Source organism: Xanthomonas translucens pv. cerealis (assembly GCF_006838285.1).
Lineage (GTDB): Bacteria > Pseudomonadota > Gammaproteobacteria > Xanthomonadales > Xanthomonadaceae > Xanthomonas_A > Xanthomonas_A cerealis.
Genome location: NZ_CP038228.1, coordinates 2,511,425 through 2,525,346, shown reverse-complemented (window position 1 = coordinate 2,525,346; position 13,922 = coordinate 2,511,425). Strand labels below are relative to the sequence as shown.

Here is a 13,922-nt window from a genome sequence, read left to right as displayed (position 1 = left end):
ATACCAGGATCATGTGACGCGGCGGCCGCCGTACCAGCGCTCGTGGGCCAGCGCCAGCATCGGCCGGTCTTCGCGGCTGTCGCCGTAGGCGTAGACGCGCCCATAGGCGGCCACATCGTAGCGCGCGCGGATCAGGCGCGCTTTGTGCGGCCCGCAATCGCCATCGGCATAGCGGCCGGTCAGCCCGCCGTCGCGCGCTTCCAGGCGGTTGCAGATCAGCGCCAGGCCATGCTGTTCGCACCATGGTTGCAGGTACAGGTCCAGCGATCCGGACACCAGCACCACGCGGTCGCCCTGCGCCTGATGCCAGGCGATGCGCTGCATCATCTCCGCGCGCAGCAGCGACGGAAGGGCCTCATGCGAATAAGTCTGAGCGTGCGCGGCGATCTCTCCTGCGTCCCGGCCGGCGAACACCATCCGCGTGGCCCGTCTGCGGATCGCCTGCGCCGACACCAGGCCCAGCCGGTAGCCGGCCAACCACGGCCCGACCGACCATTTCGCCCTTGCCAGCTGCTGCGGCGTGGCGACGCGGCGCAGGAACCGCGCATAGGTATCGGTAGTGGTGATGGTGTGGTCGAAGTCGAACAGGGCCAGATGCATGGGAATGTGGAATGGAGAAACGGGAATGGGCAAAGCGGGTTCATCGCAGTTGCAGGCGCTCTGCGATTCCCGAATCTCCATTCCCAGCCCTCAACGCACCGGCATGCCTGGCTGCGCGCCGCTGTCGGCGTCGAGCAGCGCCAGCGCGCCGCCGTCGAAGCCGGCCGACAGGATCATGCCTTCGCTGAGGCCGAAGCGCATCTTGCGCGGGGCCAGGTTGGCGATGAATACCACGCTGCGGCCGACCAGTGTTTCCGGCTCGGCGTAGCTGCCGCGGATGCCGGAGAAGATCTGCCGCTTGCCCAGTGCGCCGGCGTCCAGTTCGAAGCGCAGCAGCTTGTCCGAACCCTCGACGCATTCGCACACCAGCACCTTGCCGATGCGCAGGTCGAGCCTGGCGAAATCGTCGATGCCGATGGTGGCGGGACCGGGGGCCGGGGAACCGGGACCGGCAGAAGCAGGAGCGGAGGGCGCGGGTTTCGCTGTAGGCATCGGCGCGGTCGGGGCGGGGGCGAGGGTGTCCTTGGAGGCGTCGGTCATGGCGTCGATCAGTTTGGGGTCGATTCGGGTGAACAGCGGGGCGTAGGGCTGGATGACGTGCGCCAGCAGCGGCGCGTCGAGCTCGTCCCAGGCGGCGAGCGGCGCGGACAGGAAGGCTTCGGCCTCGGCGCTGGTGCGCGGCAGCACCGGCTTCAGCGCGCCGGCCAGCACCCGGAACAGGTTCAGGCCCTGCGTGCAGACCGCCTGCAGCTGCACGTCGGCGCCGTCCTGCTTGGCGATCACCCACGGTTTGTGCGCGTCGATGTACTTGTTGGCCTCGTCGGCCAGGGCCATGGTCTGGCGGATCGCGCTGGCCGCGTCGTTGCGCTCGTAGGCGTCGCGGATCTGCGCCAGCGCGGCGACGAAGCGCGCGTACTGCGCCGGGTCCGGCAGCGCGTCGGCCAGCTTGCCGCCGAAGCGCTTGTCGATGAAGCCGGCGCAGCGGCTGGCCAGGTTGACGAACTTGCCGACCAGGTCGGCGTTGACCCGCGCCACGAAGTCGCCGAGGTTCAGATCGAGATCGTCGACCCCGCCGGACGACTTGGCGGCGAAGTAGTAGCGCAGCGCTTCCGGCTCCAGGCCCACGTCCAGGTAGGTGCGCGCCATCACGAAGGTGCCGCGCGACTTGGACATCTTGGCGCCGTCCACCATCAGGTAGCCGTTGACGTGCAGCCGGGTCGGCGCGCGGTGACCGGTGCCGTGCAGCACCGCCGGCCAGAACAGGCCGTGGAAGTTGACGATGTCCTTGCCGATGAAATGGTGCAGTTCGGTGGCGGTGCCGGCCGCCAGGTGTGGTTCGAACGCTTCGCCCTGGCGCGCGCACAGGTTCTGGAAACTGCTCAGGTAGCCGATCGGCGCGTCCAGCCACACGTAGAAATACTTGCCCGGCTGGCCGGGAATCTCGAAGCCGAAGTACGGCGCGTCGCGCGAGATGTCCCAGGCGCGCAGCCCGCCCTCGCTGTCCAGCCACTCCATCAGCTTGGCCTTGACCCCGGGCAGGGCCACATCGCCGGCCAGCCACTGCCGCAGGAAGCCGTCGAAGCGGCCGACCTCGAAGAAGAAGTGTTCCGAGTCGCGCAGTTCCGGAGTGGTGCCGGAGATCACCGATTTCGGCTCCTTCAGCTCGGTCGGCGCGTAGGTGGCGCCGCAGACCTCGCAGTTGTCGCCGTACTGGTCGGCGCTGCCGCAGTTCGGGCAGATACCCTTGATGTAGCGATCGGGCAGGAACATGCCCTTGGCCGGATCGTAGAACTGCGCCACCGAGCGCCGCGCGATGTGCCCACCGGCCTCGAGCCTGGCGTAGAACGCCTCGGTCAGCGCGCGGTTGGCGGCGGAGTTGGTCGAGTCGTAATGGTCGAAGGCCACGCCGAACGCGGCGAAATCGCGCTCGTGGCTGGCCTGGATGTTGGCGATGAAGTTCTCCGGGGTGACCCCTGCCTTCTCCGCGGCGAGCATGATCGGCGTGCCGTGGGTGTCGTCGGCGCAGACGAACCAGGTGCGGTCGCCGCGCAGCCGCCGCGCGCGCACCCAGATATCGGCCTGGATATAGCCGACCAGATGGCCCAGGTGCAGCGGGCCGTTGGCATAAGGCAGGGCGGTGGTGACGAGAGCGGTGCGGGTCATGGCGAACGGCGATCCGTGGGGGATCGCGATTATCGCATTAGTCGTGGAGCGGGGACCGGGGACCAGGGACCAGGGGCCAGGGGAATTCGGTGCAGGGCTGTGATGTTGTTGCGAAGCGCAAAAAAACCAGGACGCCTCAAGCGCCCTGCTTTTTTACGGGTCCCTGGTCCCTGGTCCCGGCTCTTATTCCCTGATCCAGATCTGCGTCCGCCCCAGCGCCTCGATGCCGATGTAGCCGCGCATCTGCAGTTTCTTGCCGCCGTCGCTGAGGGTGATCTTGGCCTTGTAGGTCTTGCCCTTGGCCGGATCCAGCACCGAACCGCCGCTCCACACCGCGGTGCCGTCCGGCCTCAGCCCCCATAGGATGGTCATGCCTTTGATCGGCTTGCCCTTCTGCGCGCCGTCGCACTTGTCGCACAGCGGGTTCGGGCCATGGTTGGACTGCAATATCTCGACGACCTTGCCGCTCAGCGTGCCGTTGCCAGCCTGCTCGATCTGCACGATCGACTTGGGCTTGCCGGTCTCGTCGTCGATGGTCTGCCAGCGGCCGACCGGCGAGGTGTCGGCGGCCTGTGCGACGAATGCGGCCAGGCTCAGCGGCAGGGCCAGCATCAGGGTCTTGAAGATGGTGCGCATGGTGTCCCCTCCCAGGGTGTGTGCGAAGCGGTCGGCGCGATGCCGGCCTGGGACCGACTGTATACCTAGGCGTATGGTGCTGGGAATCGCCGGCCGCAGGCGGTTCAGCGCGGCGCACCCGTCGCCGCCGAAGCGGCGGCACCCGTCACTGCAACGTCACCTGCTTGCGGTTGTCGTCCGAGACCCGGTCGATCAGCTTGTTGTATGGATCGAAGCCGGCTTCGCTGGGCAAGCGCTCCACGGTCACGGTGATGGTCGGCGCGGCGGTGGTCACGTGCAGGCGCTGCAGATACAGCACCTTCTCGTCGCGTTCCTTGCCCGACGCTCCCTTGGCGAACACGCCGACCTCGATCCAGTCGTCCAGCGCGCCGTCGCGCTCCTTGCCCTTGCCGTCCACATAGTGCTTGGCCGCGTGCAACTGCAGGGTCACGTCGTAGCGGCCATCGGCACGCTTGCGCGCGCTCGCCGCTTGCACCCGGTTGTCGTAGAAGGTGATCTTCTCGAACAGGTCGGTGATCAGCGCTTGCTGCTCGGGGCGTGCCTCGGCACGGATGAACTGCAGCAGCTCGGCCGAGGTGGTGTAGGGCGGCTGCTGGAAGGCCTTGGCCAGCAGGAACGTGTGCAGCGCGCGGTTCAGCGCCTGCTCGCCGATCTCCTCGCGCAGCCGGTAGAACACCAGCGAGCCCTTGCGGTAGTGGATGTACTGCTGGTTCTCCACGCGGTACAGCGGCAGCTCCTCGAGGCTTTCGCCGCCGCGCCCGCTCAGGTAGCGGTCCAGTTCGTACTTCAGGAAGCGACGCATGCGCGCGCGGCCGTACTCCTGCTCCATCACCATCAGCGCCGAGTACTGCGCCAGCGATTCGGACAGCATCGTGGCGCCCTGCACGTTGGCGCCGATCACCTGGTGCGCCCACCACTGATGCGCCACTTCGTGCGCGGTGACGTAGAACACGTAGTCGATATCGTCCGGGTCGCGCAGGTCGGCGATGAAGCCGATCGACTCCGAGTACGGGATGGTGTTGGCGAAGGACTGGGCGAAGCTCTGGTAGCCGGGGAACTCGATGATGCGCACCTGGTGATGCTGGTACGGGGAGAAGTGCTGCTCGTAGTAGGCCAGCGACTTCTGCACGCTCTCGATCATCCGCTGCACGTTGTACGGATGCTTGGCGTCGTGGTAGACCTGGATCGGGATGTCCTTGTAGCGCGCCTTCTTCACCTGCCAGCGCGCCGACAGATAGGCGTAGAAATTCAGCATCGGCCGGTCCATCGCGTAACTGAAGCAGCGCCGGCCCTGGCGGCTGAATTCTTTCTGCAGATAGCCAGGCGCCAGCGCGATCTGGTCCGGTGCGGTGCAGATGGTGGTGGCGAAATCGATCCAGTCGGCATCGTCGCTGATATAGGTGTTGGCTCGCGCGGCTTGGTCTTCCAGCTTGGGCATGCGCGTGGGTTCGCCGAGTCCGCGCTTGCGGCGCTCGTTACGGTCCTCGATCTGCTGCTGCGCGTTGTAGCCGAACCAGGGCAGCATGCCGCTGTTGAAGAAGCTGCCGTTGCCGACGATCTCGCTCTGCGCCTGGCCCACGGTGAGACCGTGCGGATGGCGATCGACACGGAAGCGGAACGTGCGTTGCGCGCCGGGCTGCAGCGGCGTGGTCAGCCGGTAGATACGGTAGCCCAGCGCCTTGTCGTGCTTGACCAGGGTCTGCCCGCCCAGGTCCACCGCGACCAGGGTGTTGTCGCCGTCCTCGCCGTTCATGCCCAGGTGCACCTCGCCGATCGGCGTGGCGTAGGTATTGCGCACGGTCCATGTGGCATCCACCACGACCGACTGGGTTTCCGGGTGCAGATCCACCTGGTTGGACACGGCGACGATGCGCGGTTGCGGCAGGTCCTTGTACTTGCGGTAGTCGCGCTCGTAGCGGGCCTGCAGGTCCAGCTCCTGGTCGGGCGAGCGGAACGTGTTGTAGATATTGCTGTTCCAATAGATCCAGCCGCCGACCGCGGCGAACGCCAGCAGCGACAGCACGGTCGCTACCCCTGCACTGCCGCGCAGGCGCTGCCGCGCCAGCCGCAGCCGCTGGCGCGGTCCGCTGCCGACGCCGCGCGGCCAGAACGCCGCCGCCAGCAACAGCAGGGTCAGCAGGAACAGGCCCCAGTAGCCCTGCAGCCACAGCTGCCCCGGCAGGAAGTGGCCGAAGCCGTTCATGTCCGAATACGGCGCATTCGGCCAACTGCCGAAGTTGTACAGGCTCTGCGTGTAGTCGAGCATCGACAGCGCCACCTGCCCGATCAGCAGCAGGATCAGCAGCGCATAGCCGAAGAACTTGTTGTTGCTCAGCACCTGCAGCACCAGCGCCATGCCGCCCATCAGCACATAGAACACCGAACCCAGCGCCAGCGTCTTCACGTACAGCAGCGGTTCGAGCTGGGTATACCCCTTGCCCAGCTGCACCGCGACCGAGGCCAGCGCGCCGGCCGCCTGGAACGCGGCGATCACGGCGATCAACGTCAACAGCTTGCCCAGCAGCGGCACCCAGTTCGGCACCGGCATCGCATCGGTGATGCCGTCGATGCGCACGCCGCGTTCCTTCCACACCAGCTCGCCGGCATAGAACAGCACGATGATCACAAGCAGGAAGCTGTAGCTGTTCTGCAGCCCCTGCAGCATCACCGAGGTCACCGGCCAGATGTCGGTGCCGTAGTAGGTGTCGCCGAACAAGGCCTGCGGCACGAAGTTGGCGATGCCGAGCAGCAGTACGACCACGAACGGCGCGCTGCGGAACACGCCCAGGCTGTCGAAGCGCACCTGCCGCAGCAGTTGCCGCCAGCCGGCGCCGTGCTGCGCGAACGGGACGACTGCCGGCAGTCGTACGGCGCGCGCAGCGATCGCGGCTGCGGCCACGGGTACTGCGATGGTCGGCGTCGGTGGCTTGCGGCCGAAACGGCGGCGGGTGCCGCTGCGTTCGGTGCGGAACAGGGCGAAGGTCGCCGCGAACAGCAGCACCGACACGCCCAGCCACAGCGCACGGTTGGCCAGCAGGTAGCCGCCGAGTTCGGGCAGGTTGTGGTTGCGTTCTTCCGCCGACCAGTACCGCAGCGTCTGCGCCAGCGCGCGGATGCCGAGCGGGTCGGACAGGGTGGCGGCCCAGACGTCGTCCAGGTCAGCCAGCACCGCGCGGCTGACCCCGTACAGCACCAGGAACACGATGACGCCGACATACACCCACAGGATGTTGCGCGCGGTCACCGCCAGCAGCGACAGCAGCGCGGTGGCGAACAGCACGTTCGGCAGCACCATCACCGCCAGCGTCCACAGGTAGGACGAGACGGCCACCGGCCCCAGCCGGACCGGGTCGATCCATGGCATGAACTGGGCGATGAAGATGCCGAACGCGACGATCAGGTACATCACCATGCAGGCCAGCAAGGCCGCGCCGATGCGTCCGAGCAGATAGTCGCGGCGCCGTACCGGGCTGGAGAACACCAGTTCGGCGGTGCCCAGCTCGAAGTCGCGCAGCAGCGCATTGCTGACGAACAGCGTGGCCACCAGCAAACCGACCAGGGTGAAGGCGGTCATCAGTGTGGCGACGACCGAGGGCGCGTTGCGGTGGACGTTGCCGATGCCGCCGCCGATCTGCACCGCGTCGCTGGAACTGGCGCCGAAGGCGAGCAGGGCGAGCAGCGCGGCCAACAGCCACAACAGCGGCGAACGCAGCTGTTCGCGCAGCTCGAAGCGCAGGAAAGCCAGGATCATACTCGGCGCTCCGTCAGGCGGCCCGCGCCTGCTGGCGCAAGCGTTGGAAATATACGTCCTCGAGGTCGGGCGAGACCGCTTCGAAGCCGGCTTCCGGGCACTCGGCGCTGAACACATGGATCACCGGGCTACCGGCTACCAGCCGGGTGGACAGCACGGTGAAGCGCGCTTCGTATTCCGCCAACGCGCTCTTGGCTACCTGCTTGCGCCAGACCTGCTGGCTCAGCGTGGCGATCGCGTCGGCGGGGCGGCCGGTCAGCAGGACCTGGCCCTTGTTCATGATCGCCATCGCCGGGCACAGGTCGGTGACGTCCTCGACGATGTGGGTGGACAGGATCACCACCACGTTCTCGCCGATCTCGGCCAGCAGGTTGAGGAAGCGGTTGCGTTCCTCCGGATCCAGGCCGGCGGTGGGTTCGTCGACGATGACCAGCTGCGGATTGCCGAGCAGCGCCTGGGCGATGCCGAAGCGCTGGCGCATGCCGCCGGAATAAGTGCCCAGCTTGCGCTTGCGCGCGTCCCACAGGTTGACCTGCTGCAGCAGGCTCTCGACCAGCTGCTTGCGCTGGCGGCGCTCGGTGAGCCCTTTCAGCACCGCGAAATGGTCGAGCAGGTCCAGCGCGCTGACCTTCGGGTAGACCCCGAAATCCTGCGGCAGGTAGCCGAGTTTGCGCCGCAGCGCGTCCTTGTCGCGCAGCACATCGATCGTCTGGCCGTCGGCGGCGGTGAGCGTGGCACTGCCGGAATCGGCTTCCTGCAGCGTGGCCAGGGTGCGCATCAACGAGGACTTGCCGGCGCCGTTGGGGCCGAGCAGGCCGAACATGCCGCGCGGGATATCCAGGGTGACGCCCTTGAGCGCATGGACGCCGTTGGCGTAGGTCTTGGACAGCTCGCGGATCTGCAGCATGGCGTACCTTTCCCCTGGTCGATATCCGATTGTTGCGGCGATCGTGCATTGCCGCATGCGCCGGAAGTCATTGCCATCGGCGAAGCTGTGTGCAGTTGAGTGCGGATGTGCAACGGCACCGGACGGCCCAGGCAGGGCGCCGCTCAGCCGGTTTCGTACAGTTCCAGCGGCAGCGCGTCCGGGTCGGCGAAGAAAGTGAAGCGGCGCCCGGTGTATTCGTCGATGCGGATCGGTTCGGTGACCACGCCGTGCGCCTGCAGGTGGGCGACGGCGGTGTCCAGGTCGTCCACGCGCAACGCCAGATGGCGCAGGCCGCAGGCTTCCGGGCGGCTGGGCCGCGGCGGCGGCGCGGGGAAGGAGAACAGTTCGATCTGGGTGCCGTCGGGCAGGGCCAGATCCAGCTTCCAGGAGTCGCGCGTGTCGCGGTAGACCTCGGCGATCGCGGGCAGGCCGAGGATGCGGCAGTAGAACTGCTTCGAGCGTGCATAGTCGGAGGCGATGATCGCCACGTGGTGCACGCCGCGCAGGGTCAGACTCATCGGCACAGCGCCTGGCCGAACTGCAGCAAGTGGCGGTCCGGATCGTGGATCGCGAATTCGCGCATGCCGTAGGCGAAGTCCTCGAGCGGATAGACGATGCGCGCGTGTGGCTGCAGCCGCTGCCACCAGGCGTCCACCGCGTCGGTGCGGAAGTACAGCGAGCCGGAAAAGCCGGAAACCGCGGCACTGGCAGGCGCTTGCTGCGCGGCCAGCATCAGCGCCAGCGGGCCGTGCCGCAGCGATGCCCAGCCGGCGTCCACGCCGCCGCCCTCGATGCGGAAATCCAGCGTGTCTGTGTAGAACGCCAGCGCCGCTGCAAGATCGGTGCTGCGCAGCATCGGCGTCAACGCGGTGAAGGTCATGCGCTGCTCCGGAGCTGAAGAAAGGGGCGAGCCATGCGCGGAGCATAGCGTACGGCTTCCGGCCACGTTGCGCCCGGCATGGCGGCTGTCGGTATGGCTGCGAGGCCGCACGCTGTCCGTGTGTCCGTGTGTCCGTGTGTCTGCGTTGTCGCTTGCTGTGGTTGATGCTGACACAATGGCGGCATCCCGTTTCGCCTCCGAGGCCGCGACCATGCCGCATAATCCCTTGACCGCGTTGTTGGCCGACGGCCGCTGCATCGTCCTCGACGGTGCGATGGCCACCGAGCTTGAAGCGCATGGCTGCGACCTCGGCGATGCGCTGTGGTCGGCCAAGGTGCTGATCGAGCAGCCGCAGCTGATCCGCCAGGTGCACCTGGACTATTTCGAGGCCGGCGCGCAATGCGCGATCACTGCCAGCTATCAGGCTACGCCGCAGGGGTTCGCTGCGCGCGGCATCGATCTGGCGCAGTCGCGGCAACTGATCGCACGCAGCGCGCAACTCGCGCTGCAGGCGCGCGATGCCTATCGGGCCGCGCATGCGGATGCCGGCGCGTTGCTGGTCGCCGGCTCGGTGGGGCCTTATGGCGCCTATCTGTCCGACGGCTCGGAATACCGCGGCGACTACGCGCTGCCGCAGGCGGCGATGCTGGATTTCCACCGTCCGCGCATCGCTGCGCTGGTCGAAGCGGGCGTGGACCTGCTTGCCTGCGAGACGCTGCCGTCGGCGGCGGAGATCGTCGCGCTGCTGGCGTTGCTGCAGGAATTTCCGCAGAGCACGGCATGGTTTTCGTTCACCCTGCGCGATGCCATGCACCTCAGCGACGGCACGCCATTGCGCGAGGTGGTGGCGCTGCTCGACGGCCATCCTCAGGTTGTCGCGCTCGGCGTCAACTGCATCGCGCCGGAACTGGGCAGCGCAGCGTTGCAGCATCTGGCGACGCTGACCCGGTTGCCGCTGGTGGTGTATCCGAACTCCGGCGAGCGTTACGACGCCGCTGGCAAGCACTGGGATGGCGCCGGCGCCGATGCCTGCGGCTTGGCCGGTCGTGTCGATGCCTGGCGCGCTGCCGGCGCCCGCCTGATCGGCGGCTGCTGCCGCACTACACCGCGCGATATCGCGCAGCTGGCGCAGCGGTTGCGCGCGAATGCGTTGCAGGATGCTTGATCCGGCGAGTGCGTCGTCGCTGTGCCGACGTCGGCTCTGCAGGGGCAATGCAGGCTGTCCCGCCGCGCCGTGAAGCCCCTCCTGCAGCTGCTGCGCCGCCCCGCTCAGCCCTTCTTGCTCGCCACCCAGCGTTCGATCTTCTCCTGCAGCACGTCCAGCGGCACCGAGCCGTCCTTCAGGATCTCGGCGTGGAATTGGCGGATGTCGAACTTGGCGCCGAGCTGGGTGCGTGCGTAGTCGCGCAGCTGCAGGATCTTCATCTCGCCGATCTTGTAGGACAGCGCCTGGCCGGGGATGGCCATGTAGCGCTCGGTTTCCGCTTCGGCGTCGGTGCGGCTGGTGGCCGAGTTCTCGAGCATGTAGTCGATCGCCTGCTCGCGGCTCCAGCCCTTGCTGTGCAGGCCGGTGTCCACCACCAGGCGGATCGCGCGCCACAACTCGTTCTGCAGGTAGCCGAAGTAGTTGTAGGGATCCTGGTACAGGCCCAGTTCCTTGCCCAGCGACTCGGTGTACAGGCCCCAGCCTTCGATGTAGGCGGTCTCGCCGCCGAAGCGGCGGAACTTGGGCAGGTTGCTCAGTTCCTGCTGCAGGCCGAGCTGGAAGTGATGGCCGGGGATGGCCTCGTGCAGATACAGGTCTTCCGCATCCCAGGTCTTGCGGCTGGGCAGGTCGTAGGTGTTGACGTAGAAGATGCCCGGGCGCGCGCCGTCCTCGCTGGGCCGCATGTACGAGCCGCCGGCCGCCGTTTGCGCGCGGTACGGCTCCACCGGACGGATCTCGAACGCGGCCTTCGGCTTCAGCGCGAACAGGCGCGGCACCGCCGCATCTACCCGCGACTCCAGGCCGCGGTAATAGCTCAGCAGCTCGTCTTCGCTCTTGAAATTGAAGCGCTTGTCGGTCTGCATGAACTTGAAGAACTTCGGCATCGAGCCGCGGAACTTCACCTGCTTCATCACCACCTGAATCTGCGCCTGAATGCGCGCGACCTCGTCCAGGCCGATCTGGTGGATCTGCGCCGGGCTCAGGTCGGTGGTGGTGCTCTGGCGCACGTTGTACGCGTACCAGTCCGCGCCGCCGGGCAGCGCGCCGACGCCGGCGGTGCTGCGCGTGGCCGGCAGGTATTCGGAGGCGATGAAACCGCGCAGCGCGCGGTAGGCCGGCATGATCCGGTATTCGATCAGGCGCTTGTAGTCGGCGCTGATGCGCTGTTTGTCGGCCGCCGGCATGTCCGCTGGCAGGTTGCGCACCGGCCCCCAGAACAGGCTTTCCTCGGCGGTGGGCTTGATGATCGCGTCCAGCTGCGGCAGCACCTTTTCCATCAGCGCGCGCGGCTGCACCACGCCGGCCTTCATGCCTTCGCGCATGTTGGCGATGGCCTGGTCGAACAGGGCGGGGATGCCCGACGCGCGCCGCGACCAGTTGTCGTAGTCCTTGGCGGTGTGGAACGGCTGCGCGCCAGTACCCGAACCGAGCATCACCATGATGCTGCCGATGTTGTAGAACTGGTTCACCGGCTGCATCCAGCTCGGGTATTTCTCTGCTTCCAGCGCAGTGCGCGCATCGCTGACGAAGATCTCGTAGCTGAGCAGGTCCTGCCCGCTCAGCCCGTCCTTGCCGATCGCCTCGGCCTTGCCCAGCCACAGCACGGTGAAATCGTGCGACTGCTGGCGGAACGCGGCCGACAGGAAGTTCGGCAACTGGTCGTTGTAGCGGCTGTCGCCCTGGAACGTGGCCTGCAGCGGATTGAGCTTCAGCGACGCTTCCCAGTAGTCGTCGTACAGGCGGTTGAGTTGCTGCGCCTTGCTCAGCACCACCGGCGCCGGCGCCTCCCGTGCCTGCCTGGCCTTGCTGGCCTTGGCGCGGGTCTGCGCGGTCTGCTGCCTGGCGGTCTTCTTCTTGGCCGCATCCGCCGGTGCGGCCAGCGACAGGCTCAGCACGGCGGCGATGGCGAGCGACAACAGGCGGGGAAAGCTGGGCGGCATTACGGGCTCCAACGACAAGCAAGCACGCGAGCTTGCCCGATCCGCATCGTGGAGGCCACCCACCGTCGCACCGGCGGTCAGCCAAAAGACGGTGCGGCCGATGGCGGCCGCCGCCGCTGCGGCAAGCGTGCGGCAGGGCGCGGGCCAGGCTGGGTGGTGCTCTGCGGCAACTGCGCGGGCGCTGCCTCGGCGGCCGCACCGCCGCCGCAGCGATGTCGCTGGCGCGGACAGCGGACGCGCCGACATGCGCAGATCCAGCCGCTGCTGCGCCGGCGCGGCAGCGGCGCGCACTCAGTCGGCCGCGGCTTCCTCGCGCAGCTGCTCGGCGCGTTCGGGACTCAGGTAGTCGGTGATCAGCCGCCGCATCAGGTACAGCAGAGGGATCAGCAACACCGCCAGCAGCATCTTGCAGATGTAGTTGAGCGTGCTCACCGCCAGGAACAGCGGGATCGACCAGTGTTGCGGGCCGAGCACGAAAGCGATGTAGATCACCACGAAGCTGTCGATCAGCTGCGACACCGCGGTGGAGCCGGTGGCGCGCAGCCAGACGTGCTTTTCGCCGGTGACGTTGCGGATGCGGTGGAACACCGCCACGTCGATCAGCTGCCCGGCCAGGAACGCGACCAGCGAGCCGGCGATGGTCCACAGGCCCTGGCCGAACACCGCCGCGAACGCGGCCTGGTAGTCCGGCACGCCCTGGTTTTGCGCCGCGCCGACCCAGAACGCGGCCGGCGACAGCGCGATCGCGGCGAACGCGAACAGGAAGCCGTAGCCGATCAGCGCTACCGCCAGCCAGGAGATGAAGCGCACCCCGCGGCGGCCGAAGAACTCGTTGATGGTGTCGGTGAGGATGAACACCAGCGGCCACAGCAAAGTGCCGGCGGTGAAGTTCATCGAGCCGGTCTGGCCGAACAGGTTCCAGTTCAGCGGCGCGATGCCGAGGGTGTCTTCCAGGGCGAAGATCTTGACCCCGATGAATTCGGCCAGCGCGGCATTGACGCAGAAAAACGCCGCCAGGCCGATGAACAGGCGAACCGCGCGATCGTCGAGCGTGCCGTTGCGCATGCGCGTCAGCGATCCGCGGTGCGGGTGAACGGCACGCTGTCCGGCGCCACCGCGCCGCCGGAGATGATGAAGCTCATCGCCTGGTCCACGCTCCAGTCGGTGGGGGTCAGCAGCTCCACCGGCACGATCTCCAGGTAGCCGGAGGTCGGATTCGGCGTGGTTGGCACGTACACCGCGGCCAGCTCGCGGCCGGTGCCCTGTTCCTTGATCACCCGGGTGACCAGGCCCACCGACTTCATGTCGCGGTGCGGGAAGTCGATCAGCACCACGCGCTGGGTGCTGCCGGGCTCGGTCTGCAGCATGTCCAGCAGCTTGCGCGCGCTGTCGTAGACCACGCTGGCCAGCGGGATGCGGCGCATGACCGCCTCGAACCAGCGCAGCAGGCGCTGCCCGATCACGCGCCGGCTGAGGATGCCGACCAGCAGGATCACCCCCAGGGTGGCGGCCAGGGCGATGGTGTTCTGCACCCACAGCGCAGTGACCCACCACATCTCGTGCGGGAACGAGGCGGCGATGCGCGCCGACAGCGGCACCACCCACGGGCTGCTGATGCCCGACAGCAGCACGAACACGAACTTGACCACGACCCAGGTCAACCAGATCGGCAGCACGGTCAGCAGGCCGGTGAAGAACAGCCGTTGCAGGGACGGGCGGGGGTGCGGAGCGGGGGTATCTGGCGACATCCGCCTAGTGTAGCGGCGCGCTGCGCCTGGCGCTGCGGTCGATCGCCAAGAATGTGCACTTCGTGCAGA

The 13,922-nt window shown here is 67.5% G+C and carries 11 protein-coding genes; 1 reads left to right on the top strand and 10 read right to left on the bottom strand.

The window, feature by feature from the left end; translation table 11 throughout:
- Window positions 1-9: 9 nt before the first annotated feature.
- From E4A48_RS11005 to E4A48_RS10975, 7 genes are all read right to left on the bottom strand, one after another.
- Entirely contained in the window at window positions 10-600 is a 591-nt protein-coding gene (locus E4A48_RS11005; RefSeq protein ID WP_142742411.1) for an HAD family hydrolase, read from the bottom strand.
- 90 nt (window positions 601-690) lie between these two features.
- Entirely contained in the window at window positions 691-2,763 is a 2,073-nt protein-coding gene (gene metG / locus E4A48_RS11000; protein WP_142742410.1) for a methionine--tRNA ligase, read from the bottom strand.
- Window positions 2,764-2,946: 183 nt separating this feature from the next.
- Window positions 2,947-3,399 carry a DUF2147 domain-containing protein gene (locus E4A48_RS10995; protein WP_039006955.1) on the bottom strand — a complete coding sequence of 151 codons (453 nt, stop codon included), beginning with the start codon at window positions 3,397-3,399 and terminating at the stop codon, window positions 2,947-2,949.
- Between the two features lie 145 nt (window positions 3,400-3,544).
- Window positions 3,545-7,150 (bottom strand): ABC transporter permease/M1 family aminopeptidase, encoded by a 3,606-nt coding sequence (locus E4A48_RS10990; protein WP_142742409.1) that lies wholly within the window; start codon window positions 7,148-7,150, stop codon window positions 3,545-3,547.
- A 13-nt stretch (window positions 7,151-7,163) separates the two neighbouring features.
- Complete coding sequence (locus tag E4A48_RS10985; RefSeq protein WP_039006952.1) at window positions 7,164-8,057, bottom strand: ABC transporter ATP-binding protein; 894 nt, start codon at window positions 8,055-8,057, stop codon at window positions 7,164-7,166.
- A gap of 143 nt (window positions 8,058-8,200) precedes the next feature.
- Complete coding sequence (locus tag E4A48_RS10980; RefSeq protein WP_200886363.1) at window positions 8,201-8,590, bottom strand: VOC family protein; 390 nt, start codon at window positions 8,588-8,590, stop codon at window positions 8,201-8,203.
- Window positions 8,591-8,592: 2 nt separating this feature from the next.
- Entirely contained in the window at window positions 8,593-8,958 is a 366-nt protein-coding gene (locus tag E4A48_RS10975; protein ID WP_039006951.1) for a VOC family protein, read from the bottom strand.
- A gap of 211 nt (window positions 8,959-9,169) precedes the next feature.
- Here E4A48_RS10975 and mmuM point away from each other — a divergent pair, with 211 nt between their 5' ends.
- Entirely contained in the window at window positions 9,170-10,123 is a 954-nt protein-coding gene (mmuM, locus tag E4A48_RS10970; RefSeq protein WP_039009167.1) for a homocysteine S-methyltransferase, read from the top strand.
- A 104-nt stretch (window positions 10,124-10,227) separates the two neighbouring features.
- On the opposite strand, the gene E4A48_RS10965 is transcribed toward mmuM, so the two are convergent.
- The 3 genes from E4A48_RS10965 to E4A48_RS10955 form a co-directional block, all read right to left on the bottom strand.
- Window positions 10,228-12,105 carry a DUF885 domain-containing protein gene (locus tag E4A48_RS10965; protein WP_142742408.1) on the bottom strand — a complete coding sequence of 626 codons (1,878 nt, stop codon included), beginning with the start codon at window positions 12,103-12,105 and terminating at the stop codon, window positions 10,228-10,230.
- 291 nt (window positions 12,106-12,396) lie between these two features.
- Window positions 12,397-13,170 (bottom strand): queuosine precursor transporter, encoded by a 774-nt coding sequence (locus tag E4A48_RS10960; protein ID WP_039006949.1) that lies wholly within the window; start codon window positions 13,168-13,170, stop codon window positions 12,397-12,399.
- Between the two features lie 5 nt (window positions 13,171-13,175).
- On the bottom strand, window positions 13,176-13,853 hold the full coding sequence (locus E4A48_RS10955; protein ID WP_003479436.1) for a DUF502 domain-containing protein: 678 nt from the start codon (window positions 13,851-13,853) through the stop codon (window positions 13,176-13,178).
- Window positions 13,854-13,922: the final 69 nt, after the last annotated feature.